The following is a 22,794-nucleotide window of genomic DNA, read 5'->3' as shown; positions in this document are numbered from 1 at the left end:
TGGATACCGCATATGCTTGCATGCCCGAGCCCTCTAACATGCTATTTACCGCCCACAAGAAAACCATCAGCACCCTGCAACACAGCATTGCCCAACAGGCCAGCCTGCTCGATGCCATCGAGCGCTCCATGGCCGTCATCGAATTCGACCTGCAAGGCACCGTGCTGCGGGCCAATGACAACTTCTTCAAAACCATGGGTTACCGTGCCGAACAGATCCTGGGCCAATCCCACCGGATGTTCTGCACCCCCGCCTTCGCCCGCAGCGCCGAATACAACCAACTGTGGACGCAGCTGCGCAACGGCCAATTCCAGTCAGGTACCTTTGAGCGAGTGGGTGCCAACGGTGATTCGGTATGGCTGGAAGCCAGCTACAACCCGGTACGCGATGAAGCCGGGAGCGTGATCAAAGTGGTGAAGTACGCCATGGATGTCAGCCCGCGCCTGCAAGCCGAGAGTGAAGCCAATGCCAAGCTTGCAGCCATCGACCGCGCCATGGCGATGATCGAGTTCAACCTCGATGGCACCATCATTACCGCCAACGCCAATTTCCTGCAGCGCATGGGGTACAGCCTGGCGCAAATCCAGGGCAAGCATCACCGCCTGTTTTGCACACCCGAGCTTGCCAACAGTGCCGCTTACAGCGAGTTCTGGAAACGCTTGAACCAGGGCGAGCTGTTCAATGGCCAGTTCGAGCGGGTGGATAAAAACGGCCAGGTTGTGTGGCTGGAAGCCAACTACAACCCGGTGTATGACGCCAGTGGGCGCCTGTGCAAAGTGGTGAAGTTCGCCTCCGACGTCACCGCTCGTGTACAACAACATGCCGCCGAGGCGCAGAGCGCAGCACAGGCTTATCACCTGTCATTGAGCACTCAGGAGATGGCGGAAAAAGGCGCCGAAGTGATTCAGAAAACCGCCAGCGGTATGCGCGAAATTGCCTCTGATATCGACGCCTCTTCGCAACTGATCGCCAAACTCGGCGAGCGCTCGCAACAGATCACCGCCATCGTCAACACCATTCGCGGCATCGCCGACCAGACCAACCTGCTGGCCCTCAACGCTGCTATCGAAGCCGCCCGCGCCGGCGAGCAAGGCCGTGGCTTTGCCGTGGTTGCCGATGAAGTGCGGCAGCTGGCGGCACGCACCAGCGGCTCCACCGCCGAAATTTCCGGCATGATCGCCATGATCCAGGACGAAACCCGCCAAGCCATCGACAGCATGGACGCCACCCGCGACCGTGCCGCCCAGGGCGTAGAACTGGCCAACCAGGCGGGCACGGTGATTCTGCAAATTCGCGAAGGCACCGGCGAAGCCGTCCAGGCGGTAAGTGCGTTTGCCAATGACCGGGGCAATCGCTGACCGGTTCTTCAGGCTCTCTGGCTGGGGGACTTGGCCCATGCGCCGGGCTGTATCGAAGCTAACTTCGCAGCCCGCGCACATGCTGTCCCAGCTCATCAAACAATGTCACCACCGAGCGCAACGCCCGGCAATCAGGCCGCGTCAACAACCACAGCGCCGTGTCGTGCCCTGCCAATGCAGGGCCCAGCGGTTGCAGGCCATCCCGTATCAGAAAATCCGGCAACGCCGCCACGCCCAGCCCGACGCGCACCAGTTCGGTCACCGACTGCATGCTGTTGCAACGATAACTGGGCCGCACGCCCGGCAACTGTTCACGGCGCCAGACTACGGTGGGGTGATCAGGCAAAAAGTCGTCCGGCGCGATCCAGGCCAGGTCAGCCAACGCCTGGCCTGCGTGCTGGCGCGCATATTCGGCACTGGCGCACACCTGATACGTCACCGCCCCCAGACAACGCCCAACCAGATGCTCCGGCGGCGTCCTGGTCAGGCGCAGGGCGATATCGGCATCTCGACGGCTGAGGTTGGCAAAGTCGTTGGACGTGCTCAGTTCAAGGGTCAGCGCCGGGTAGGCTGGCATGAATTGCGCCAGGGCCGGCAACAGCAAACCTTGCAACACCGAGTCGGTGCAGGTCAGGCGCACGGTGCCGCTGATCACTTCACCGCCCTGCTCCACACCTATGCGCGCCGCCTCAAGGGCCTGCTCTGCGCGCTCGGCCTGTTGGGCCAGATGGGTCGACAGGCTGGTAGGCAAATAACCGGCGCGGCTTTTTTCAAACAAGGTCTGGCCCAGGGCCGCCTCCAGGCGCCTTACCGCACGGAATACCGTGGACACGTCCAACCGCAGTAACGCTGCGGCCCGCGCCAACGTACCGCCGCGCACCAGGGCAAGGATCAATGACAGATCGGAGTAGTCGAGTTGATAGTGCGTGGCTGCATTAAGCATGTGGGTAAACGCCAATATTGATTGCGCGAACGCCAATCTATAGTGCGTACGAGCCCACCACAAGCCAAGGGATGCACCCGATGACACCCACCGCTCTGCACCTCGCCCTGATCGGCGACTACAACCCTGACGTGATCGCCCACCAGGCTATTCCAGTGGCGTTGCAACAGGCCGCCGACACCCTGGGCGTAAGGGTTCACGCGCAATGGCTGGACACCGAAACACTGACCTCCACTACTGCACTGCAAGGCTTTGACGGTTTCTGGTGTGTACCTGCCAGCCCCTATCGCGACACTGACGGCGCGTTGCGGGCAATCCGTTTTGCACGCGAACACGGTCGGCCTTTCCTTGGTACCTGCGGTGGTTTTCAACATGCCGTGCTCGAATATGCGCGCAACGTACTGGGCTGGATCGATGCCGAGCATGGCGAACTGGCCCCCCACGCCGAACGCGCCGTCATCACCCCACTGAGCTGCTCGCTGGTGGAAGTGAGCGACACCCTGCGCCTGGCGGCGCACACGCGCATTGCCCAAGCCTACGGCCACCTGGACATCCACGAAGGCTACCACTGCCGCTACGGCATCAACCCTGCGTTTGCCGCTGCACTACTGGCGTGCAACCTGATTCCCAGCGGTCACGATGCTGCGGGCGAGTTGCGCGCGTTGGAGTTACGCGATCACCCGTTCTTCGTCGCCACGCTGTTCCAGCCCGAACGCGCCGCACTCAAGGGCATCACGCCGCCCTTGGCGCTGGCTCTGCTCAAGGCTTGCCAAGAGCTGTCGGCATGATCGCCAAGACGCCCGCCCCACCTTATTATGCGGTGATCTTCAGCTCGCTGCGTACCGGCGGCGATCAGGGTTATGGCGAGGCTGCCTCGCGAATGCTGGCCCTGGCGGCGCAACAACCCGGGTTTCTCGGCGTGGAGTCGGCGCGGGAGGATGGATTGGGCATCACGGTGTCCTACTGGGCCAGCGAGGCGGCGATCCTGGCCTGGAAACAGCAGGCCGAACACCGGCAGGTGCGTGAGCAAGGGCGCTCCACCTGGTACACCGCGTTTCACACGCGGGTATGCAAGGTAGAGCGGGCGTACACCTTCTCACATTGAGAGGTTTTCAACCGGTAGGAGCAAGCTTGCTCGCGAAAAACATCAACCGTAACGCTGGCTATCTGGTTTAACGCGCAGGCCTCTGGTTCTTCGCGAGCAAGCTCGCTCCTACAGTGATAGCCCCGGCACGAGGGTCAGTCAGTTCACCAAACTGCGCAACGCACTGATCTGCGGGATCTCCACCCGGCGCATGTACACCCGCAATGGCTCGGTGATGTTGATGCGATCATCGATATTCTGGTCCAGCAATAACTGGATGCGTTCGCGACACAGGGTCATGGTGTGGTCGGCGGCGGGTAGCCAGACAAATTCTGCGGTAGGAATGATGCCGTCATCGGCCACGTCCATGCCGAATGAGTCTTCGCTGAAACGCACGATGTACTGACCGGTTTTGCGATTGAGGCCGACAAAACCCTGGAGTTGGTCGGCGGCCTGGCAGATAAGTTCTGAAGTGATGCGCATGGTAAACCTCACTGAAAAGCCCTGCTGGGGCTGGAAAGATGGTTTACACGCGTGGCAGAAGATACTGCCCTCTGACGGGGCAGCTATGCGCAAGAATACTGCAACGCAGCACAAAAAAATCGACAAAATCGGCCCGTGCACACGTTAATGTCGGTTTGGTGATAGCGCCTTTGGCAATCAATTGTTAAAAAGGACACCTTCTCAAAGCTACCTCCACGAAAGGACTTCGCATATGCCTGTCACGTTTACCAAGAGCGCCTTGCTGCTGGCGTTGATGCTCGGCCTGGGCCAGGCACAGGCTGCCGACCCGGTCAGCCCGGCTGAATTGGCGACAAACGAAGGCATACCCTACCCTGCCGTGATCGCTCACCGTGGCGCTTCCTACGACGCACCTGAATCCACCGCTGCCGCCTACAAGGTGGCACGCGACCTGGGCGCCGACTACCTGGAACTGGACCTGCAACGCAGCAAGGACGGCGTGCTGTTCGCCCTGCACGACAATAACCTGCAGCGCACCACCGACGTGGCCACCAAGTTCCCGGAGCGCAAAGACGCGCCGGCCAACGAGTTCACCTGGAAAGAACTGCAAACCCTCGACGCCGGCAGCTGGTTCAACGCCGCCTACCCGGATCGCGCACGTCCGGGCTTTGTTGGCCTGAAGATCCTGAGCCTGGACGACATCATCAAGATCGCCGAAGGCAACCCGTCACACAAACCCGGCCTGTACATCGAGACCAAGGAGCCCAAGCAGTTCCCGGGTATCGAAGCCGACCTGAAAAACAAGCTGTTGGACAAAGGCTGGCTGAGCTCCGCCGGCTCCAAGCTGGGCAAGAGCAACACCGGCGTCGGCCAAGGCCGTGGCCGCGTGGTGCTGCAAACCTTTGAAGTGGCCAGCCTGCAAGAGCTGCAAAAAGAAATGCCCAACACCCCGAAGATCCTGCTGTTGTGGGTGGGCGAAGGCAGCATCGAGCCCAAATCCAGGGTGACCTTCGCCGAGTCCGGCGAAACCACCAAGGCCGCCTACTACGCCAAGCAAGAGCCAAAGGACGCCGCCGAATTCGAAAAATGGGTCGACCAGGCCAAGAGCCTCGGCGCCATCGGCACTGGCCCATCGGCGGAGCTGACCGACCACGGCGACCAGAGCTACACCGACCTGGTGAAGCCTGAAATGAACAAGCTGACCCACGACAAGGGCCTGCTGGTGCATGTGTACACCGTGGATGAGCCGATGGATTTCGAGAAAGTCATGAAGGCTGGGGTTGATGGCATCTTCACCAACCGCGCCGCCGAGCTGCTGAAGTTCTACAAGCGCTGGCCGTCGTCCAGCGTGCAGGACCTGCTCAACGACCATAAGTACTGAGTGAAGCCCGAATGGTCAGGCCACCTGTGGCTGGGGCCTGATCACGGGCTGATGCTCGGCAAGGTGGGGTGCACCGCGCCCCATGCGCATTATGCTCATCAACTGATGTTCTGCCCTGGCGCGCCGATCACGGTCAGCCTTGAAGGTGGTATCACCACTGCCCATCGCCTGTTTATTCCCTCACGTCACCGCCATGCCATCCTGGAGGCCGAGGGCGAGGTATGGGTGCTGTATGCCGAGCCGATGGCCTTTGATCTCCACGCGTTGCAGCAACTGCTGGCAGACGGTGATGTATCTCCAACGGCCCTGCACGCACTGCCCCGATGCCGCCTTGAAGACCCACGTATTGAACGTGCGCTTGCCACCCTCGACGAGCAGCTGAGCGGCAAGGTGTCGGCCCACGCGGTGGCCGCGGCGGCACACGTGTCCTTGAGCCAATTGGAGCGCCTGTTCAACGATCAGTTGGGTGTGCCCGTACGCCGCCTGGTGTTATGGCGAAGGTTGCGCATTGCGCTGCGCTTGGCCCTTGCCGGCAGCACGCTGACCGAAGCAGCCCATGGTGCGGGCTTTGCCGATTCGGCGCATTTTTCGCGGACCATGAAGCAGTTGTTCGGGGTGACGGCGGGCGCCTCCTTGCGCCAGCTGCAAGTGCAGTTCCTAACGTAGGTCGTCTGGCAGCGGCGGCTCCTTGGTCGAACGGACCGACATAAACGGGTCACGCAACTGCGCTGCATACGCCACGGGGAAATCCGGGCGACTACCAATGCCCAGGTCCTGCGAGCCCATGCGGTAACCATCGCGATAAAACGCGGTGCCCAGCAACCAGTCCCACAGGTTGAAGAACAAGCCGAAATTCACATCCCCGGCGCGGCCGTACTTCATATGATGAAACCGATGCACCGGCGCCCAGGCGAATACCCAGCGCAGCGGTCCCAGACGCATATCCACATTGGAGTGTTGCAGCAGCAATTGAATGGCGATGGCCAGCGCCAGCAACTGCGCGACCTCAAGCGAAATTCCCATCAAGACTAACGGCAGCAGGCCCGCCGTCGCTTCCAGCATTTGGTGCAAGGGATGCTTCATCAAGCCGTTAAAACCATACAGCCGCTGCACGCTGTGATGCACCGCGTGTAAACGCCACAGCAATGCGATGCGATGGCTGGCGTAATGCATCAAGGTGATACCGGCATCGGCCACGAAGATCGCCATCAACAGTTGCTGCCACAGCGGCCAGCCTCGCGGCCATATGCCCTCTAACGCCAGCAACGCGGTGAGCCCGGGCAAAACCAGCAAGCCCAGGACGTTCAGGCTTTCATTGACCAACGCATGCAACGTATCGCGCCGGTGATCGCCCAGGCTGCGATTCCACTGCCGCTCGTAGGGCAGCCATTGCTCCGCCAAAAACGACACTGCAACCGCTGTTGCAAATATCAGCAACAACCAGCGGGGCTGCCACAGCCCCCACCCCACAAACCCCAGCAGGAAGGCAGGCGCATACATCCAACTGACTAACCGTTTCATCCCAGTGCTCCCTTTTTTGGTGAGCCCCCAGCATGAAATCCTGCATCCATCGTGGATTGAACAAACTGCGCAACTGCTTGAAATAATTAAGGGTGAGTTAAGTTGCACGGGATAACCTGAGGCCACTTAAACAGCTCAACCCAAGAAGGACACCCACCATGAAAACTCTGACCGCCTTGTTCGCCGCCACTGCCCTGACCCTGACCGCTGGCCTGGCCCAGGCTGATGTTCGTCCGGATCATATCGAAGGCCTGCTCAAGTCCGGCGCCGTGATGTCTTTCGACAAACTCAACGCGGCTGCCTTGGCCAAGCACCCGGGCGCCACTATCAATGACACCGAGTTGGACCACAACAACAGCGGCGTCCTGGTCTACGAAGTTGAACTGACCGACACTGCCAACAAGCAATTTGAAGTGAAGCTCGACGCCAAGACCGGCGCTGTGCTGGAAGACAAGCTCGACACTTGATTAGAATCCTCCAAAAAACGCGCCACCTTCGGGTGGCGCGTTTTTTTATGCGCGCGACCAAAGCGTCACATAACCGTCATCGCGCCTTGCAATGATTCGCGCCTGGGTGCCTGTGAAACCTCCTACAGGCCCTTTCCCTGCGAGCCGCCATGAACCACAGCATCGACCACGCCCATCAGGACCCCGACCTGTTTGGCCTGCTTTACGGTTTCCGTTTTCGCCCCGGCGAAAAAGGTCAGCAGATTGACTCAGCCACCGCCCTCGCCGCCTTGCAGCAACCACAAGACCCGGAAGAATTTCTGTGGCTACACCTGAACCTCGCCCACGCCGCGTGCGAGCGCTGGATGCAGGCGCATTTGTCGCTGCCGCAGGAGTTTTTCGAAGCGCTGCATGAGGGCTCGCGCTCCACACGCATCGAACATGTGGACGCAGCCCTGCTGGCGGTGGTCAACGATGTGGTGTTCAACTTCAGCAGCATGGTGTCGTCAGACATTTCCACCTTGTGGGTATGTGCCCGCAGCCGTTTGCTGGTCAGTGCACGCCTGCAACCGTTGCATTCGGTAGACAAATTGCGCTCGTCGGTGAAAGCCGGTGAACACTTTCGCTCGCCCCTGGAATTGCTGGTGCATTTGCTGCGCGATCAGGGCGAAGTGCTGACCCAGATCGTGCGCAAGACCAGTATCAGCGTGGACCATATCGAAGATCAGTTGTTGTCCTCACGCCTGTCCACCAACCGCGCCGAACTGGGCGCCGCGCGCCGCGTACTGGTACGCCTGCAACGCCTGCTGGCGCTGGAACCGGGCTCGCTGTTGCGCCTGCTCAATCGCCCGCCGCAATGGCTGCAAAAGGAAGACGTGAAGGAGTTGCGCAAGTCCACCGAGGAGTTTGCCCTGATCATCAACGACCTGACGGCCCTGGGCGAGCGTATCAAGCTGCTCCAGGAAGAGATCGCCGCCAACCTCAATGAGCAAAGCAACCGCACGCTGTTCACCCTCACGGTGGTGACGGTGCTGGCGCTGCCGATCAATATCATTGCCGGTTTTTTTGGCATGAATGTGGGGGGTGTGCCGCTGTCCCAGGACCCGGAAGGCTTCTGGATACTGGTGGCGCTAGTCGCGACCTTTACCCTGATTGCGGGGCGCTGGGCCTTCAGAAAACGCAAAAACTACTAACCTGGGGGAGCGGCCCTGATCGTAGGAGCGAGCTTGCTCGCGAAAAACGTCAACGATAACGCGTGCCTCCTGAATGAACGCGGCGCCTATGAGTTTTTCGCGAGCAAGCTCGCTCCTACAGGCATGAGGAATTGACCGTGCTCAATTGCAGACAAGCGGTGTACTCGATTGCGCCAAACACTGATCTGCCGCAGCACCTTTGTAACATTCTGCAATGATCATCAAGGCCATCCTCCTCACTCTGGATGCTCCGGCATGGCCACCCCTTCCTTGACCGCCTCCCCCCACGCGTCACCCTCCGCCACCACACCCCGCCTGGACACGAAACCCGGCCTGTTGACGGTGATCATTTTTTTCGCCGTGCTCGCCATGGGCCTGTTGTTCACCGCCTACAGCCTGATGCATGACATGCACGAAATGGGCGCCCAACTGACCACCTGGACGCCGTTCCTGCTGCTGGGCGTGGCGCTGTTGATCGCCCTGGGGTTCGAGTTCGTCAACGGTTTTCATGACACCGCCAACGCCGTCGCGACGGTGATCTACACCAACTCGCTGCCGCCGCATTTTGCGGTGGTGTGGTCGGGCTTTTTCAACTTCCTCGGCGTGCTGCTGTCCAGCGGTGCGGTGGCATTCGGCATCATCGCCTTGCTGCCGGTGGAGCTGATTTTGCAGGTGGGTTCATCGGCCGGGTTCGCCATGATTTTCGCCCTGCTGATCGCCGCGATCCTGTGGAACCTGGGCACCTGGTGGCTGGGGTTACCGGCCTCGTCGTCCCATACCCTGATCGGCTCGATCATCGGCGTCGGTGTCGCCAACGCCCTGATGCACGGACGTGACGGCACCAGCGGTGTGGATTGGAGCCAGGCGATCAAGATCGGTTATGCGTTGCTGTTGTCACCGCTGATCGGCTTTGCGTTTGCCGCCTTGCTGTTGCTGGCCCTGCGCGCCTTTGTCAAAAACCGGGCGCTGTACAAGGCCCCCAAAGGCGACACGCCGCCGCCCTGGTGGATTCGCGGGATGCTGATTGTCACGTGCACCGGTGTGTCGTTCGCCCACGGTTCCAACGATGGGCAAAAGGGCATGGGCCTGATCATGCTGATTCTGGTGGGCACCTTGCCGATGGCCTACGCGCTGAACCGCACCATGCCCGCCGATCAGTCGCTGCAATTTGCCGCTGTCGCTGAAGTGACCCAGGCTGCATTGGTTAAAGCAGCACCGCAGCCGGCACCGGGCGATTCTCGGGGCATCTTGTCGACCTACGTTCGTACCAAGGAAGCCACGCCGGAACTGGTGCCCGCCCTCGCCGCCATCACCGGGCATATCGGCGAAGAAGTGAAAAGCTATGGTTCCCTCGCCGCCGTACCGGCCGAAGCCGTCGGCAACGTGCGTAACGACATGTACCTGACCAGCGAAACCATTCGCCTGATGGACAAAGGCAAGGTCGGCCACTTCGACGCCGACACCCAGAGCAAGCTGCAACTGTTCAAGCAACAGATCGACAACGCCACACGCTTTATCCCGCTGTGGGTGAAGATCGCCGTGGCCATTGCCCTTGGCCTGGGCACCATGGTCGGCTGGAAGCGCATCGTGGTGACGGTGGGCGAAAAAATCGGCAAGACTCACCTGACTTACGCTCAAGGCGCTTCGGCCGAAACGGTGGCGATGCTGACCATTGGCGCGGCGGATATGTTCGGGCTGCCGGTGTCGACTACCCATGTATTGTCCTCGGGCGTGGCCGGGACCATGGTTGCCAATGGCGGGGGGTTGCAGATGAAGACCATCCGTAATTTGTTGATGGCGTGGGTGTTGACCTTGCCGGCGGCGATTATCCTGTCGGGTAGCCTCTACTGGCTGTTCACCCAATTGTTTTGACATACAGCAGATCAAAATGTGGGTGACTTGCCCTCTGTAGGAGCGAGCTTGCTCGCGAAAAACGCCAACGATAACGCGTGCTTTCTGAATGAACGCGGCGCCTGTGAGTTTTTCGCGAGCAAGCTCGCTCCTACAGGTATTAGGGCGTGCCACCCTTGGTTTTGTGTTTCTTCAGGGTGTGAAGAGCGCAACCATGGCCTTCAGGCGTTTCTTGTAGACCCGCCGTGCCTCCAGCGCTTGCTCCAGTGTCACCGCCACAAACCCCGCCCGCTGGTTGGGCTGCATCTGCCCGATCAAGTCCAGGTCGGCGCTGATCACCGTGCCGATCATCGCGTAGCCACCGCCCGACACCGCATCGCGATGCAGCACAATCGGTTCCAGCCCCGCCGGTACTTGAATCGAGCCGATCGGGTAGCAACTGTCAACGATGTTGGAGGGATCGGAGCCCGCGCCAAACGGCTGTTCACGTGGTTGGAAGCTCAACGCGCTGCCGCCCTTGAAGCGATAGCCGATGCGATCGGCCTCGGAGCCCACCGTCCATGGTTCGGCAAAAAAGCTGCTTTTCGCCCCGTCAGTCAAGCGTTCGTAATACAGCCCCGGTACGACCCGCAACGTGACATCGCCGCCCACCGAACGACGCAACGCCATCGGCAAGCTGTTGCCCGCACGCCCCGCACCACTGGCGGTGCCGACGGGCAACAGATCGCCCTCCTGCAAACGCCGCCCATCAAACCCACCGAGCGCGCCAAGGGTGTAGGTGGAGCGGCTGCCGAGCACCAACGGCACGTCGATGCCTCCGGCAACGGCGAGGTAAGTCCGCGCGCCAGCCACAGGAAACTCGAAGCGCAGCACCTGCCCGGCACGCACGCTAAAGGCGGTGTCCTGATGCACCACTTCACCGTCCAGGCGCGGTGACATCAAGGCACCGCTCAACGCGATCAGCGCGTCTTGCTGAAACTCCAACTCAGGCCCGATCAGCGTGCATTCCAGGCCAGCCGCGCCCACGGGGTTGCCGACCAAATGGTTGGCCGCACTCAGCGCGTATTGGTCCAGCGCCCCCGATGGCGGAATACCCAGGTGGTAATAGCCTTCGCGGCCCAGGTCCTGCACGGAGGTGGCGAGGCCGGGTTTGAGCACCTTGATCATGCCAGCGCCTCCTGCAGGGTTTTCGGATAGCCAATAGGGTCGGCGAGAAAGGCATCCAGAGAGAATTCCACCGGGCGAATGCGCAAGTCGAAACGCCCGGCGTCCACGTCGGCGACGGCCAGGTCGTAAGCCTCCCGGTCCATCGATTTGAACTGCACGATATCGCCAGGGCGGAAGAACACCATGTGCTCCTTGAGGTACGCCAACTGCTGCTGCGGGTCGTAGATCGGAGCCGGGGTCACGCCGAACATCTGGTAACCGCCAGCGCCGCGAACCGAATAGATACACCCAAAACAGCCGCCATGGCCCAGGGTCAGTTTTGGCGTATCGGTACGTGGCCGCAGGTATTTGGGCACCTGCAATTGCCGTTCGCGCTCGACCATCTGGAACATGAACGGCAAGCCCGCGACAAACCCGACCATCGACACAAACCACGGCGCGCCACTGTGAGCGGCGATAAACGCGTCCACGTCGGCCAGGCCGTTGATGCGTGCGGCGTATTCCAGGTCGGTGCCGCTGGGGTCTTGGTGGCGGTCACGAAAGCGCATCAGGGTTTCGTGAGTCCAGGGGTCGTTATAGAGCACCGGGATTTCGATAATGCGCGTGTGCAACGTGCGCTCGGCCACCGCCTGGGCTTCGGCACTTTGCACCGCGTCGAGCAGCACATGGGGCGCGATACGGTCGGGGTCAAAGCGGATCTGGAACGATGCATTGGCCAGGCACACATCCAGCACACCTTCCAGCGCCAGGCGCTCCACGGCGCGGGTCACCGCCATGCCTTTGAAAAAGGCCTCCAGGGACATGCTGTCGCTGACCTCGGCAAACAGGTGTTCATCACCGCCGAAGCTGTAGCGGATGGGGGACGTTTCAGCCATGTCTGTTCCTCTTGGAATCATTGTAGAAAGGCAGGCAAAAAGTGAGGTAAGGCGTTTATTGAGGGCGGCGAACTTCGATCCCGGCCTGATCCAACGCCTCACGGGTGGCTTGCACCAGGTCCAGGGCGCCAGGGGTATCGCTGTGCAAGCAGATTGAATCGAATTCGATCATCAGGTCTTCGCCTTCCACGGTACGTACCAGCCCCGTCTGACAAGCGCGCAGGACACGCGCTGCAACGTTGGCAGGCTCCAGTGCGCGTACATTGCGGGTAAATACGATGGAGCCGCTCAGATCGTACTCACGGTCGGCATAGAACTCGCGCACGACCGGCTGCCCCAGTTCCTTGGCAATGCGCCAGATCACCGAGTTGGGCATGCAATACAGCATCAGCGTGGGCTCGATGATTTGCAGGTTCTGCACCAACAGCCGGGCGGCCTCTTCATCGCGGGCCAGGTGCATGTAGAGCGCGCCGTGAGGCTTGATATGTTGCAAGGTCACGCCTTGGGCGCGGGCCATTTCACGCAGGGCACCGAGCTGGTAGAGCATATCGTCCACCAGTTCCTGGGCCGGTGCGTTGATATGCCGGCGACCGAAACCCACCAGGTCACGAAAGCCTGGGTGCGCGCCGATGGCCACACCCAATTGCCTGGCGCGCTCGACGGTGCGGCGCATGGTGCCGGGGTCGCCGGCGTGAAAGCCGGTGGCGATATTGGCCGAGCTGATATACGCCATCAGCTCGGCGTCGACGCCGTCGCCAATAGTCCAGGGCCCGAAGCTTTCGCCCATGTCTGAATTCAAATCCACTGCCTGCATCAAGGTTGCTCCGCCATAAGGGATGCCAGAAAAGTAGGCCGGGGCTTGACCCCTTGGGAAGATCTATTATCAGATGACCCATCTTCTGAAAATCAGATACCAGCCATGTCCCTTACCTTGCGCCAGGTTCGCTACTTCGTCGCCACCGCTGAAATCGGCCAGATTTCTCAGGCGGCGATTCACCTGAACATCTCCCAATCGGCGGTGACCACGGCGATCAAGGAGCTGGAAGCCATGCTCGGCGTGCAGTTGTTCGTGCGCTCGGCCCAGGGCATGAACCTCACCGATGCCGGTCGGCATTTTCTCAACCGCGCCTATGTGATTGTGCGCAGCGTGGAGGATGCCCTGAACAGCCCGCTGCCGGACTACCGCGCCAGCGGCGTGTTGCGGGTGGCGGCCAGTTACACCGTGCTGGGATATTTCCTGCCGCACCATTTGCAGCGCATGGAACATTGGCATCCGGACGTGACCATTGAGGTGTTCGAGCAGGAACGCCAGGCCATCGAACAGGGCCTGCTCGATGGCCAGTTCGACATGGCCGTGGTGCTCACCGCCAACCTCACCCACGCGGATATCGTCTCGGAAATTCTATTCAACTCCGAACGCCGCCTGTGGCTGCCCAGCCATCACCCGTTGTGCGAACGCGGCGCCGTGAGCCTGGCGGACGTGGCCCAAGAGCCCTACATTTTGCTCACCGTCGATGAAGCCGAACACAGTGCCATGCGCTACTGGGAGCAGGCCGGGCAAACGCCCAAGGTGCGGCTGCGCACCAGCTCGGTGGAGGCGGTGCGCAGCATGGTTGCCAACGGCAGCGGCGTGGCGATCCTGTCCGACCTGGTGCACCGGCCCTGGTCCCTGGAAGGCAAGCGCATCGAGACGCTGACCGTGACCGACCCGGTCACGCCCATGAGCGTGGGCCTGGCCTGGCACCGCGAGCGCGCGTTTACCCCGGCGATGCAAGCCTTCCGGGATTACTTCCACGATGCATTCCTGGCGCCGCAGCAGTTGTCGGCACGCCGCTAAAGATGGGCTTGCAGGGTGGCGGTCAACCAGTCCATGAACACCCGCACCCGTAATGGCAAATGCCGCTGGCCGGCGTACAGCAACGACACATCCAGCGGCGGCGCCTGGTAATCGGGCAGCACCGCCACCAACTCGCCGCTGGCCAGCAAGTCACGTATCCCCAGCTGCGGCACCTGGGTGATGCCAAACCCGCCCAGGCACGCCGACTGATAGGCATCGGTGCTGTTGACGGTCACCCTGCCAGCCATCGCTAACCGCTGTACCTTGTTGCCTGCCAGGTACTCGAACCCCGCCGAGCGTGCACCCAGCGGCCGCACGTAATGCACCAAGTGGTGGTTCGCCAGGTCCGCCAGGGTCTCGGGCACGCCATAACGTTGCAGGTAGGCCGCGCTCGCGCAGTTAACCATCGCCATACTGCACACCCGGCGCGCCACCACGGTTTGATCGGGCTGGGCACCGACGCGCACGACGCAATCAAAACCTTCGGCGATCAGGTCCACCTGGCGGTCCGAGCAACTGATCTGCATGTCGATCAACGGGTGGCGCGCCATGAACGTGGGCAAGTTCGGCAAAATCACTGCCCGTGCCATGACGTTGGGCATGTCCACCCGTATGCGCCCCGCCAGTTGGGTTTCATCCTGGCGAAACAGGCCTTCCAGCTCCTCCATGTGCGCCAGCAGATCCTTGCTGCGCTCGTACAGCACACGGCCATCCTGGGTCGCCTGCACTTTGCGCGTGGTGCGTTGCAGCAAGCGCGCCCCGAGCAGTTCTTCCAGTGCCTGCACATGCTCGGACACGGTGGAACGCGGCAGGCCGAGGCTTTCACCCGCCTGGGTGAAACTCGACAATTCAGTCACGCGCACGAAGGTACGCAGCAGCTCAAGCTTGTTCATGGGATTGTTCGCTTTATCCGGCCAGTGATTCCGCAATAGTGCTGTTTATCACGTTATAGGCGGACAAATACACTCAGTCCCACTAACTACCGCTGAGGACTGCACCATGACCCGTAAAATCGCACTCATCACCGGCGCCAGCCGTGGCCTGGGCAAAAGCGCTGCGCTGCACCTGGCTGCCCAAGGCGTAGACATTATCGGCACCTACCACAGCGCTGCGGGCGAAGCCCAAGCCGTGGTTGCCCAGGTAGAGGCATTGGGCGGCCGCGCCGCCATGCTGCAACTGGACGTGAGCCAGAGCGCGAGCTTCGATGCGTTCGTTGGCCAGATCGGTAAGTTGCTCAAGGATGTGTTCGCCGTGGATCGCTTCGATTTCCTGATCAACAACGCCGGAGTCGGCACCCACGCAAGCTTTGTCGAGACCACCGAAGCCCAGTTTGACCAGTTGGTGGCAATCCACGTAAAGGCGCCGTTTTTTCTCACACAAAAACTGCTGCCGTTGATCAGCGATGGCGGGCGCATCATCAATATCTCCAGCGGCCTGGCGCGCTTCAGCCTGCCGGGGTACGCGGCCTATGCGGCGATGAAGGGCGCGGTCGAAGTGCTGTCGCGTTATCAGGCCAAAGAGCTGGGCCCACGCGGCATTACCGTGAACACCCTGGCGCCGGGCGCGATTGCCACCGACTTCGGCGGCGGCGCAGTGCGTGACAACACCGAGGTGAATGCAATGATCGCCAGCAATACGGCCCTGGGCCGCGCCGGTTTGCCGGACGATATTGGCGGGGCGATTTCGACCTTGCTGGCCGATGGCAGCCACTGGATCACCGGCCAGCGGATCGAAGCGTCGGGCGGGATGTTCCTCTAAACGACGCCCCCCCTGTAGGAGCGAGCTTGCTCGCGAAATACTCAAGAGCGCCGCGTGTTTCCAGAGGTCCCGCGTTATCGTCAGCGATCTTCGCGAGCAAGCTCGCTCCTACAGGGTAACTGGGGTTTTACCGGCGAATTTCTCGCGCAACACGTCGTAACCCCAGTGGTACACGTAGGTGTACGGCAGGAAGAACAGCAACACGCCAATGTCGAGGATGAAGGCTTCCAACAGGCTGATCTTCATCAGGGCGGCAATCAGCGGCACCGCCAAGAGGATCAGCCCGCCTTCGAACAGCAGCGCGTGCAGCACCCGGGTCCAACCGCTGTTGGCCAGTTGCAGGTGGGTTTTGAGGCGGTCGAACAGGCTGTTGAACACCACGTTCCAGCTCAGGGCCAACAGGCTGATGCCCAGGGTCACAGCGCCCATCTCCAGCGCCGGTCTGCCGGTGATCCACACCAACAGCGGCGTACAGATCAACAAGGCCAACCCTTCAAAACCCAGGGCTTGGAAAACACGTTCAGTAATCGACTTGGTAGGGTTCATGACCCGGCTCCGTGAGTGACGATGATTGCCATGATCAGCCTTTGTCTCGATACTTCATAACCAGTAACCATCGACCAAGGCGATAGTATGGCTTCCCATGAAGTGCTCCAGGCATTTGTCCAGGCCGCGACCCAAGGCTCGTTTTCTGGCGCAGCGCGCAAGCTCGGCAAAAGCCAGTCGACTGTCAGCGCGGCGGTGGCCAGCCTTGAGATCGACCTGGACGTGGTGCTGTTTGATCGCAGCAGCCGCAAACCCACCCTGACCCCGGCGGGGCAAGTTCTGCTGCAACGGGCCGAACAGGTGCTGGAGGCCAGCAGCCGCCTGGAGCTGGCCGCCAGTCAGTTATCCCAGGGGTTGGAGCCGAGGTTGAGTATCGCCATGTCCGATACTTACCAGTCGGACCGATTCGAAATTGCCCTCACCGCCTTTGAGCAACGCTACCCGGACCTTGAGCTGGAATGCCTGATCGCCGAATGCGAAGACTTGATCGCGCTGGTGCAAAGCGGCCGGGCACAGATCGCGTTTATCGAAAAACAAGAGGTTTACCCGCCGGATCTGACCTTCTCCTGCGTTGAGGAACGCACGGAAATCGCGCTGTTCGTCTCGCCTGAACATCCGTTGGCAAGCCTGAAAAGCGTCCCTGCGCACACCCTGCAACAACACCGTGAGCTGCGCTTGGCGAGCATCATCAACCCCAATGAAAACCGCGGTACGCAGCGTGTATGGTCAGCACCGAGTTACCTGATGTTGATGGAGATGGCACAACTGGGTTTTGGTTGGGCACCCATTCCGCGCTGGCTGGTGGAACGCTTTGGCGGCAACCAGTTGGTCGAACTCAAGGTTCGCAGTTGGCCGCGTTCGGTGGCGGTCGATGCGCTGTGGTCTCGGCAACAGCCGCCGGGGCCTGCGGGGAGCTGGTTGCTGGGCAAGATGCTGGAGTGAACGCAGTGCAATGTAGAGGGGGCAGTTAGAGAGACGTTGGCTGTCAGGCCGTCATCGCAGGCAAGCCAGCTCCCACATTGGATCGCGGGGCGTCATAACAGTGTTTTGGCTATTTGAGTTCGGCGAGGCGTCGCGTGATGAAGCGTTTTTCTGGCGCCTGTTGGGTCAGGGACAAGGCTTTTTCGTACGCGCTGCGGGCTTCGGCAAACCGCCCCAACTGCCGGCAAAACTCCCCACGCGCCGAATGCGCCAAGTGGTAGTCCTGCAACTCACCGCGCTGCAAAAGGTTGTCTACCAGCACCAACCCCGCCAACGGCCCCTGCTCCATCGCCACCGCTACCGCACGGTTCAACTCGATCACCGGCGACGGCACAGCCCTGAGCAATACATCGTAGAGCCCGACAATCTGCCGCCAATCGGTTTCCCCGGCGCAGGCTGCCTCGGCGTGCACGGCCGCAATCGCCGCCTGCAAGCAATAGGGCCCGAAGCGCCGGGTGGTCAGCGCCTGCTCCACCAGGGCGCAGCCTTCAGCCATCAAAGACTTATCCCACAGCCCACGGTCCTGAGCATCCAGCAGCACCAGTTCGCCGGTGGCCGACGTGCGGGCGGGCCTTCGCGACTCATGCAACAGCATCAACGCCAGCAAGCCCATCACCTCCGGTTCCGGCAGTAATTGCATCAGCAAACGGCCCAGGCGAATGGCTTCCAGGGTCAAGTCTTCGCGGGTGAGGTCCGCTCCTGTGGAGGCTGTGTAGCCCTCGTTGAACACCAGGTAAATCACGCGCAACACGCTGTCCAATCGCTCGGGCAACTCGGCTCGGGACGGCACTTGATAAGGAATTTTCGCGTCGCGGATCTTGCCCTTGGCGCGCACGATGCGCTGAGCGATGGTGGCAGGTGTGGCCAGGAAAGCGTGGGCGATTTGCTCGGTGCTGAGGTCGCAGATCTCGCGCAGGGTCAGCGCGGCCTGGGCATCGGCTGCCAGCGCGGGGTGGCAGCAGGTGAAGATCAGCCGCAGGCGGTCATCTTCCACGTCGTCATCGCTCCAGTCAGCTGCTTGCAGCGTATCGGCCTGCTCTTGCAGCAACGGGGTAAACCGCGCCTGCCGACGCAGGCGGTCGATGGCTTTGAAGCGGCCGGTCGATACCAGCCAGGCCCTTGGATTATCCGGTATGCCGTCCTCGGGCCAGCGCTGCACGGCGACAAAAAACGCCTCGTGCAACGCCTCCTCGGCCAGGTCGAAATCACCCAGCACGCGAATCAGCGTCGCGAGAACGCGGCGTGACTCGCTGCGGTAGATGGCTTCGACCTGGCCACTGAGCGTCATTGCGGCAGGTTCAGTTCGCGTACCGGGCGCACTTCCACACTGCCGACCCGGGCCGCCGGAATGCCACCGGCTACCTGGAGCGCTTCGTTAAGGTCACGGGCGTCGATCAGATAGAAGCCAGCGAGTTGCTCTTTGGTCTCGGCAAACGGCCCGTCGGTGATCGACACCTTGCCATTGCGCATACGCACGGTGGTGGCGGTACTCACCGGCTCCAGCGGCTCGGCGGCCAGCATCCGCCCGCTGGCCTGGATGGCCTCGGCGTAGGCGAAGCACTCCGAGTCATGGGGGCTGTCGGGCGAGGTGTGCAACACCTGTTCGTCGCTGTAGATCAGGCACAGGTATTTCATGATGTTCTCCGTTGTCGGACTACTGACTATAGTTCGCGGCGCTCAGGGTTTCAGGTCGAACAGCGCCGTGCCGCTTTGCATATCGAACGGCGCCGACCAATGTTCATGCACCACCTTCCACTGACCATTGATACGCTGGTACCCGGCGGTCACGCGCATCCAGCAGGCTTTCACCTCTCCATCGGGCCCGGCACCGCCGCAATGGGCCAGCCAGTGAGCGAACGCGCTGTCTGGCGCTTCGACAATGTGCAGTTCATGAAACTCGAAGATACCGGGGCCGGGGCAGTGCTCCATGCACGCTGCCCAGTGCGCGCGGTAGGCCGCCCTGCCTTTGAATTGCAAAGCGGTTACGGCATCGAACGAGACGATATCGTCGGCGTAAAAGCTGACAATTTTGTCGATGTCGCGACTGACGACGGCTTGCTTCCATTGCTCGATCAGGCTGTTGATTGCGGTGCTCATGGCGATGACTCCTTGGGATGGAAAATCACGTAAGACACCCTTAGTCGAATGGCCTTTGAGCAAATCGACACACCACGGAAAAATAATTTCCCACCGGTCAAACCCGATAGACTGCGCCCTTCTTTGCAGCCGTTCGGATAGCCCGATGCAAACCCGCCTTGTTGCCTACGAGGCGCTCAATGCTGTGCAACGACAGCAAGTGGGCGCCATCGAAGTTCATCCTGAACAACTGCCGTTTAGCGGGGATATGTACTGCGCCCTCAATACCTTGCTGGCCAACCCAAGCCCTGGGGTTAAAGGCTTCGCGTTGCTGGCCGACGACATTGCCGTCGCCTTCCTCCTGCTCAAACGCCCCCCGTGCCTGCCCCATTGGGCCGATGAACACAGCGCCACACTGCACGCGTTGCAGGTGGATCGACATCAGCAAGGACGCGGGTTCGGCAAGGCGTGTTTGCAGGCGCTGCCGGCCATGGCGCTTGAAGCGTGGCCGCAGATCAACGGGTTGGAGCTGTCAGTGGACACGGACAATGTGGCGGCGATGGGGCTGTATCTGGGGGCGGGATGGGCGGACAGCGGCGAGGCCTACAAGGGACGGGTTGGGTATGAGCGCCGGTTGCGCTGGGTATTCAGCCCATAACGGTAATGTCACGTAAACATGACTTTGAGGCGTGCCTGTCGTGTTTACGTGACATCAAATGCGCAGTCAGCCCCGCTCTCCAACCGGCAGCCAGATTTCCACCGTCCCCGTGCCCTTCCTCGCGTCGAAATCTGCGCTATAGCGCTCGAAATCCGCCCCCATCACTTTGTAGCCCGAATGCGGCAGCCATTCGAACATGATGCGCTCGTAGGTTTGCTCAAGCGCCTGCACCGGCCCGTAATGCGCGAACACGGCATAGTTGAGCGGCGGGATTTCGATGAACTCGAAGTTGCTCGGCACATCGCCCCTGGTCGGTACTTCAACCCCCGCCAGGTAATCGAATTCGCCATGATGCGGGTTGTGGCATACCCCATAGGTCACCCCGCCCACACGCTTCTTGATGTCCTTGATGCAGGTGTCGAACAACTCCCACAAGCGTGGAATATCGCCCACTGTGGCCTTCGAATACCGCCCTTGCACACCGGCGATCACCAGCGCTTTGCCGGCTTCCATGCGTGGCTCCAACGGTTGTTTTGTCTGCTGATCCATACGAACAGTCTCCTTCTTATGAGGGAACAAACCCGCATCGAGTATAGGGGCATATCCGCGCCGTACTCCATGTAGAAATTTTTCCTACACATCTGGACAACTTGCCATCATCGCTCGTATTGTCTGCCTCGCAGGCCACCGCAGTGGCCGACGTCGCTCGGACGGTTCCGGGCGCTTACGTACTTTCGAGGCAACAATGGCAGACCAAGGTTCGCCGCGCCGCTTTGCGCGCATAGATCGACTCCCCCCTTACGTTTTCAATATCACTGCCGAGCTGAAGATGGCTGCGCGTCGGCGCGGCGAAGACATCATCGACTTGAGCATGGGTAACCCCGACGGCGCCACGCCACCGCATATTGTGGAAAAAATGGTCACCGTCGCCCAACGCGAAGATACCCACGGCTACTCCACCTCCAAAGGCATTCCGCGCCTGCGCCGGGCGATTTCGCGCTGGTACAAGGACCGCTATGAAGTGGATATCGACCCTGAGTCCGAAGCCATCGTCACCATCGGTTCCAAAGAGGGCCTGGCGCACCTGATGCTGGCCACCCTGGACCAGGGCGACACCGTGCTGGTGCCCAACCCCAGCTACCCGATTCATATCTACGGCGCAGTGATTGCCGGTGCCCAGGTGCGTTCGGTGCCGCTGGTGCCGGGCGTGGACTTTTTCGCCGAGCTGGAACGGGCGATTCGCGGTTCGATCCCCAAGCCAAAGATGATGATCCTGGGCTTCCCGTCCAACCCCACCGCACAGTGCGTGGAGCTGGATTTCTTCGAGCGAGTGATCGCTCTGGCCAAGCAATACGATGTGCTGGTGGTGCACGACCTGGCCTACGCCGACATCGTCTACGACGGCTGGAAAGCCCCCTCGATCATGCAGGTGCCCGGCGCCAAGGACATCGCGGTGGAGTTTTTCACTCTGTCCAAAAGCTACAACATGGCCGGCTGGCGCATCGGCTTCATGGTAGGCAACCCGGAACTGGTCAACGCCTTGGCGCGGATCAAGAGCTACCACGACTACGGCACCTTCACGCCGTTGCAAGTCGCGGCGATTGCGGCGCTGGAAGGCGATCAGCAGTGCGTTAAGGACATCGCCGAGCAGTACCGCCAGCGCCGCAATGTGCTGGTCAAGGGCCTGCATGAGCTGGGTTGGATGGTGGAGAACCCCAAGGCGTCGATGTACGTCTGGGCCAAGATTCCCGAACAGTACGCCGCCATGGGCTCGCTGGAGTTTGCCAAGAAGTTGCTGCTGGAGGCGAAGGTGTGTGTGTCGCCGGGGATCGGCTTTGGCGAGTATGGCGATGATCATGTGCGCTTTGCGCTGATCGAGAACCAGGACCGCATTCGCCAGGCCGTGCGCGGGATTCGCGGGATGTTCAGGGCGGATGGGTTGGTCAGCAAGGCCTGACCTGATCCACCTGAAGAAACCCAATCAATGTGGGAGCTGGCTTGCCTGCGATGGCAGTGCTGGATTCACTACCGCTATCGCAGCATAGGTATCTACACAACTCTGTAGCGCTCAACGGTAACCACGATGCGAAGCGAGTCGCTGTTGATCTTGATCTGCTTTTGATCTTGATCTCAGGCGCCCCGTTAAACCACGCTGGCCGAACGCAGGCTTGAATTCGTGGGTAACCCGGCAGGACGCCGGGTTAGCCGCCCCGCGCCATGGTTGGCGCGTGGCGGCGGCCCACGGATTCAAGCCTGCGTTCGGGCACACCGTGCCTAGGCGAGGTGCCGAGTGGTGGGGCAAGAGCGTTTTGCTTACTTTTGCTTTTCAAAAGTGAGCCGCTGTCAGAGCGGAACCCTAGGTGGCCGTTACCGCAGGAATGGATATGTACACGGTCCAACTGTGTTGACTGCGAGGCCGCCTTCGCGAGCAAGCCAGCTCCCACAGTTGGATCGCTGAGTGTCAGGTAGATTGGCGTGGGCTGGCAGGCCGTCATCGCAGGCAAGCCAGCTCCCACAGTTGGATCGCTGAGTGTCAGGTAGATTGGCGTGGGCTGGCAGGCCGTCATCGCAGGCAAGCCAGCTCCCACAGTTGGATCGCTGAGTGTCAGGTAGATTGGCGTGGGCTGGCAGGCCGTCATCGCAGGCAAGCCAGCTCC

The 22,794-nt window shown here is 61.0% G+C and carries 25 protein-coding genes; 13 read left to right on the top strand and 12 right to left on the bottom strand.

Going from position 1 to position 22,794, the window contains the following annotated elements; genetic code table 11:
- Window positions 1-38: 38 nt before the first annotated feature.
- Window positions 39-1,358 carry a methyl-accepting chemotaxis protein gene (locus tag JFT63_RS28265; protein WP_198845235.1) on the top strand — a complete coding sequence of 440 codons (1,320 nt, stop codon included), beginning with the start codon at window positions 39-41 and terminating at the stop codon, window positions 1,356-1,358.
- Between the two features lie 58 nt (window positions 1,359-1,416).
- Here the strand turns inward: JFT63_RS28265 and JFT63_RS28260 are convergent, their stop codons facing one another.
- On the bottom strand, window positions 1,417-2,301 hold the full coding sequence (locus JFT63_RS28260) for a LysR family transcriptional regulator (protein WP_198845234.1): 885 nt from the start codon (window positions 2,299-2,301) through the stop codon (window positions 1,417-1,419).
- 80 nt (window positions 2,302-2,381) lie between these two features.
- On the opposite strand from JFT63_RS28260, the gene JFT63_RS28255 reads away from it, so the two are divergent.
- On the top strand, window positions 2,382-3,089 hold the full coding sequence (locus tag JFT63_RS28255) for a CTP synthase C-terminal region-related (seleno)protein (protein ID WP_198845233.1): 708 nt from the start codon (window positions 2,382-2,384) through the stop codon (window positions 3,087-3,089).
- On the top strand, window positions 3,086-3,406 hold the full coding sequence (locus JFT63_RS28250) for an antibiotic biosynthesis monooxygenase family protein (protein ID WP_198845232.1): 321 nt from the start codon (window positions 3,086-3,088) through the stop codon (window positions 3,404-3,406). The genes JFT63_RS28255 and JFT63_RS28250 overlap by 4 nt, the downstream gene beginning before the upstream one ends.
- A 138-nt stretch (window positions 3,407-3,544) precedes the next feature.
- Here the strand turns inward: JFT63_RS28250 and JFT63_RS28245 are convergent, their stop codons facing one another.
- The gene (locus JFT63_RS28245; protein ID WP_057704196.1) at window positions 3,545-3,868 is read right to left on the bottom strand and encodes a DUF2025 family protein; all 324 of its coding nucleotides are present in this window, start codon (window positions 3,866-3,868) and stop codon (window positions 3,545-3,547) included.
- Between the two features lie 232 nt (window positions 3,869-4,100).
- Between JFT63_RS28245 and JFT63_RS28240 the strand changes: the two genes are divergently transcribed.
- Both JFT63_RS28240 and JFT63_RS28235 read left to right on the top strand, forming a co-directional pair.
- On the top strand, window positions 4,101-5,228 hold the full coding sequence (locus JFT63_RS28240; protein WP_057704197.1) for a glycerophosphodiester phosphodiesterase: 1,128 nt from the start codon (window positions 4,101-4,103) through the stop codon (window positions 5,226-5,228).
- On the top strand, window positions 5,229-5,894 hold the full coding sequence (locus tag JFT63_RS28235) for a helix-turn-helix domain-containing protein (RefSeq protein WP_198845231.1): 666 nt from the start codon (window positions 5,229-5,231) through the stop codon (window positions 5,892-5,894).
- On the opposite strand, the gene JFT63_RS28230 is transcribed toward JFT63_RS28235, so the two are convergent.
- Window positions 5,886-6,749 carry a sterol desaturase family protein gene (locus tag JFT63_RS28230; protein ID WP_198845230.1) on the bottom strand — a complete coding sequence of 288 codons (864 nt, stop codon included), beginning with the start codon at window positions 6,747-6,749 and terminating at the stop codon, window positions 5,886-5,888. The genes JFT63_RS28235 and JFT63_RS28230 overlap by 9 nt on opposite strands.
- Window positions 6,750-6,907: 158 nt before the next feature.
- Here JFT63_RS28230 and JFT63_RS28225 point away from each other — a divergent pair, with 158 nt between their 5' ends.
- From JFT63_RS28225 to JFT63_RS28215, 3 genes are all read left to right on the top strand, one after another.
- Window positions 6,908-7,216: a PepSY domain-containing protein gene (locus tag JFT63_RS28225; RefSeq protein ID WP_057704200.1), complete on the top strand. Its 309-nt coding sequence runs from the start codon at window positions 6,908-6,910 to the stop codon at window positions 7,214-7,216.
- 149 nt (window positions 7,217-7,365) lie between these two features.
- A complete protein-coding gene (locus JFT63_RS28220; protein WP_198845229.1) occupies window positions 7,366-8,388 on the top strand; it encodes a transporter in 1,023 nt (340 codons plus the stop codon).
- Window positions 8,389-8,643: 255 nt separating this feature from the next.
- On the top strand, window positions 8,644-10,260 hold the full coding sequence (locus tag JFT63_RS28215; RefSeq protein ID WP_198845228.1) for an inorganic phosphate transporter: 1,617 nt from the start codon (window positions 8,644-8,646) through the stop codon (window positions 10,258-10,260).
- Window positions 10,261-10,431: 171 nt separating this feature from the next.
- On the opposite strand, the gene JFT63_RS28210 is transcribed toward JFT63_RS28215, so the two are convergent.
- Genes JFT63_RS28210 through JFT63_RS28200 form a run of 3 tightly spaced genes read right to left on the bottom strand, consistent with a single transcriptional unit; the run spans window position 10,432 to window position 13,095 of the window.
- On the bottom strand, window positions 10,432-11,406 hold the full coding sequence (locus JFT63_RS28210) for a biotin-dependent carboxyltransferase family protein (RefSeq protein ID WP_198708300.1): 975 nt from the start codon (window positions 11,404-11,406) through the stop codon (window positions 10,432-10,434).
- Window positions 11,403-12,281 (bottom strand): 5-oxoprolinase subunit B family protein, encoded by an 879-nt coding sequence (locus JFT63_RS28205; protein ID WP_198845227.1) that lies wholly within the window; start codon window positions 12,279-12,281, stop codon window positions 11,403-11,405. Before JFT63_RS28205 ends, JFT63_RS28210 begins: the two co-directional genes overlap by 4 nt.
- A 55-nt stretch (window positions 12,282-12,336) precedes the next feature.
- A complete protein-coding gene (locus tag JFT63_RS28200) occupies window positions 12,337-13,095 on the bottom strand; it encodes a 5-oxoprolinase subunit PxpA (protein WP_057704205.1) in 759 nt (252 codons plus the stop codon).
- A gap of 105 nt (window positions 13,096-13,200) precedes the next feature.
- Between JFT63_RS28200 and JFT63_RS28195 the strand changes: the two genes are divergently transcribed.
- Window positions 13,201-14,118, top strand: a complete 918-nt coding sequence (locus JFT63_RS28195; RefSeq protein ID WP_014719628.1) for a LysR family transcriptional regulator — start codon at window positions 13,201-13,203, stop codon at window positions 14,116-14,118.
- Here the strand turns inward: JFT63_RS28195 and JFT63_RS28190 are convergent.
- Window positions 14,115-15,011, bottom strand: a complete 897-nt coding sequence (locus JFT63_RS28190) for a LysR family transcriptional regulator (protein ID WP_198708296.1) — start codon at window positions 15,009-15,011, stop codon at window positions 14,115-14,117. The genes JFT63_RS28195 and JFT63_RS28190 overlap by 4 nt on opposite strands.
- Before the next feature lie 106 nt (window positions 15,012-15,117).
- Between JFT63_RS28190 and JFT63_RS28185 the strand changes: the two genes are divergently transcribed.
- A complete protein-coding gene (locus JFT63_RS28185) occupies window positions 15,118-15,876 on the top strand; it encodes an SDR family NAD(P)-dependent oxidoreductase (protein ID WP_198845226.1) in 759 nt (252 codons plus the stop codon).
- A gap of 108 nt (window positions 15,877-15,984) precedes the next feature.
- On the opposite strand, the gene JFT63_RS28180 is transcribed toward JFT63_RS28185, so the two are convergent.
- The gene (locus tag JFT63_RS28180) at window positions 15,985-16,422 is read right to left on the bottom strand and encodes a multidrug/biocide efflux PACE transporter (protein ID WP_186562938.1); all 438 of its coding nucleotides are present in this window, start codon (window positions 16,420-16,422) and stop codon (window positions 15,985-15,987) included.
- An 87-nt stretch (window positions 16,423-16,509) separates the two neighbouring features.
- Between JFT63_RS28180 and JFT63_RS28175 the strand changes: the two genes are divergently transcribed.
- The gene (locus tag JFT63_RS28175; protein ID WP_057704209.1) at window positions 16,510-17,364 is read left to right on the top strand and encodes a LysR family transcriptional regulator; all 855 of its coding nucleotides are present in this window, start codon (window positions 16,510-16,512) and stop codon (window positions 17,362-17,364) included.
- A gap of 109 nt (window positions 17,365-17,473) precedes the next feature.
- Here JFT63_RS28175 and JFT63_RS28170 read toward each other — a convergent pair whose 3' ends face one another.
- Genes JFT63_RS28170 through JFT63_RS28160 form a run of 3 tightly spaced genes read right to left on the bottom strand, consistent with a single transcriptional unit; the run spans window position 17,474 to window position 19,500 of the window.
- Entirely contained in the window at window positions 17,474-18,691 is a 1,218-nt protein-coding gene (locus tag JFT63_RS28170; protein WP_198708292.1) for an RNA polymerase sigma factor, read from the bottom strand.
- Window positions 18,688-19,038, bottom strand: a complete 351-nt coding sequence (locus JFT63_RS28165) for a YciI family protein (RefSeq protein ID WP_057704211.1) — start codon at window positions 19,036-19,038, stop codon at window positions 18,688-18,690. The genes JFT63_RS28170 and JFT63_RS28165 overlap by 4 nt, the downstream gene beginning before the upstream one ends.
- Window positions 19,039-19,080: 42 nt before the next feature.
- Window positions 19,081-19,500, bottom strand: coding sequence for a YybH family protein (locus JFT63_RS28160; RefSeq protein ID WP_198845225.1), 420 nt, complete (start codon window positions 19,498-19,500; stop codon window positions 19,081-19,083).
- 145 nt (window positions 19,501-19,645) lie between these two features.
- Here JFT63_RS28160 and JFT63_RS28155 point away from each other — a divergent pair, with 145 nt between their 5' ends.
- Window positions 19,646-20,137 (top strand): GNAT family N-acetyltransferase, encoded by a 492-nt coding sequence (locus JFT63_RS28155; protein WP_057704213.1) that lies wholly within the window; start codon window positions 19,646-19,648, stop codon window positions 20,135-20,137.
- A 66-nt stretch (window positions 20,138-20,203) separates the two neighbouring features.
- Here the strand turns inward: JFT63_RS28155 and JFT63_RS28150 are convergent, their stop codons facing one another.
- Window positions 20,204-20,686 carry a GyrI-like domain-containing protein gene (locus JFT63_RS28150; protein ID WP_198845224.1) on the bottom strand — a complete coding sequence of 161 codons (483 nt, stop codon included), beginning with the start codon at window positions 20,684-20,686 and terminating at the stop codon, window positions 20,204-20,206.
- Window positions 20,687-20,882: 196 nt separating this feature from the next.
- Here JFT63_RS28150 and alaC point away from each other — a divergent pair, with 196 nt between their 5' ends.
- Complete coding sequence (gene alaC, locus JFT63_RS28145) at window positions 20,883-22,094, top strand: alanine transaminase (RefSeq protein WP_005790706.1); 1,212 nt, start codon at window positions 20,883-20,885, stop codon at window positions 22,092-22,094.
- Window positions 22,095-22,794: the final 700 nt, after the last annotated feature.

Origin of the sequence: Pseudomonas sp. MF7453, assembly GCF_016405455.1 — a bacterium.
GTDB lineage: Bacteria > Pseudomonadota > Gammaproteobacteria > Pseudomonadales > Pseudomonadaceae > Aquipseudomonas > Aquipseudomonas paralactis.
This window is presented reverse-complemented; position numbering and strand designations above follow the sequence as displayed.

Bases quoted from the DNA above. Each gene is read 5' to 3' on its own strand.
- JFT63_RS28230 (WP_198845230.1), bottom strand. From the start codon at position 6,749: ATGAAACGGTTAGTCAGTTGGATGTATGCGCCTGCCTTCCTGCTGGGG.
- JFT63_RS28200 (WP_057704205.1), bottom strand. From the start codon at position 13,095: ATGCAGGCAGTGGATTTGAATTCAGACATGGGCGAAAGCTTCGGGCCC.
- JFT63_RS28175 (WP_057704209.1), top strand. From the start codon at position 16,510: ATGGCTTCCCATGAAGTGCTCCAGGCATTTGTCCAGGCCGCGACCCAA.
- JFT63_RS28170 (WP_198708292.1), bottom strand. From the start codon at position 18,691: ATGACGCTCAGTGGCCAGGTCGAAGCCATCTACCGCAGCGAGTCACGC.
- JFT63_RS28265 (WP_198845235.1), top strand. From the start codon at position 39: ATGCTATTTACCGCCCACAAGAAAACCATCAGCACCCTGCAACACAGC.
- JFT63_RS28215 (WP_198845228.1), top strand. From the start codon at position 8,644: ATGGCCACCCCTTCCTTGACCGCCTCCCCCCACGCGTCACCCTCCGCC.
- JFT63_RS28155 (WP_057704213.1), top strand. From the start codon at position 19,646: ATGCAAACCCGCCTTGTTGCCTACGAGGCGCTCAATGCTGTGCAACGA.
- JFT63_RS28160 (WP_198845225.1), bottom strand. From the start codon at position 19,500: ATGAGCACCGCAATCAACAGCCTGATCGAGCAATGGAAGCAAGCCGTC.
- JFT63_RS28195 (WP_014719628.1), top strand. From the start codon at position 13,201: ATGTCCCTTACCTTGCGCCAGGTTCGCTACTTCGTCGCCACCGCTGAA.
- JFT63_RS28185 (WP_198845226.1), top strand. From the start codon at position 15,118: ATGACCCGTAAAATCGCACTCATCACCGGCGCCAGCCGTGGCCTGGGC.
- alaC (WP_005790706.1), top strand. From the start codon at position 20,883: ATGGCAGACCAAGGTTCGCCGCGCCGCTTTGCGCGCATAGATCGACTC.
- JFT63_RS28245 (WP_057704196.1), bottom strand. From the start codon at position 3,868: ATGCGCATCACTTCAGAACTTATCTGCCAGGCCGCCGACCAACTCCAG.
- JFT63_RS28165 (WP_057704211.1), bottom strand. From the start codon at position 19,038: ATGAAATACCTGTGCCTGATCTACAGCGACGAACAGGTGTTGCACACC.
- JFT63_RS28180 (WP_186562938.1), bottom strand. From the start codon at position 16,422: ATGAACCCTACCAAGTCGATTACTGAACGTGTTTTCCAAGCCCTGGGT.
- JFT63_RS28255 (WP_198845233.1), top strand. From the start codon at position 2,382: ATGACACCCACCGCTCTGCACCTCGCCCTGATCGGCGACTACAACCCT.
- JFT63_RS28205 (WP_198845227.1), bottom strand. From the start codon at position 12,281: ATGGCTGAAACGTCCCCCATCCGCTACAGCTTCGGCGGTGATGAACAC.
- JFT63_RS28250 (WP_198845232.1), top strand. From the start codon at position 3,086: ATGATCGCCAAGACGCCCGCCCCACCTTATTATGCGGTGATCTTCAGC.
- JFT63_RS28190 (WP_198708296.1), bottom strand. From the start codon at position 15,011: ATGAACAAGCTTGAGCTGCTGCGTACCTTCGTGCGCGTGACTGAATTG.
- JFT63_RS28220 (WP_198845229.1), top strand. From the start codon at position 7,366: ATGAACCACAGCATCGACCACGCCCATCAGGACCCCGACCTGTTTGGC.
- JFT63_RS28150 (WP_198845224.1), bottom strand. From the start codon at position 20,686: ATGGATCAGCAGACAAAACAACCGTTGGAGCCACGCATGGAAGCCGGC.
- JFT63_RS28260 (WP_198845234.1), bottom strand. From the start codon at position 2,301: ATGCTTAATGCAGCCACGCACTATCAACTCGACTACTCCGATCTGTCA.
- JFT63_RS28210 (WP_198708300.1), bottom strand. From the start codon at position 11,406: ATGATCAAGGTGCTCAAACCCGGCCTCGCCACCTCCGTGCAGGACCTG.
- JFT63_RS28225 (WP_057704200.1), top strand. From the start codon at position 6,908: ATGAAAACTCTGACCGCCTTGTTCGCCGCCACTGCCCTGACCCTGACC.
- JFT63_RS28240 (WP_057704197.1), top strand. From the start codon at position 4,101: ATGCCTGTCACGTTTACCAAGAGCGCCTTGCTGCTGGCGTTGATGCTC.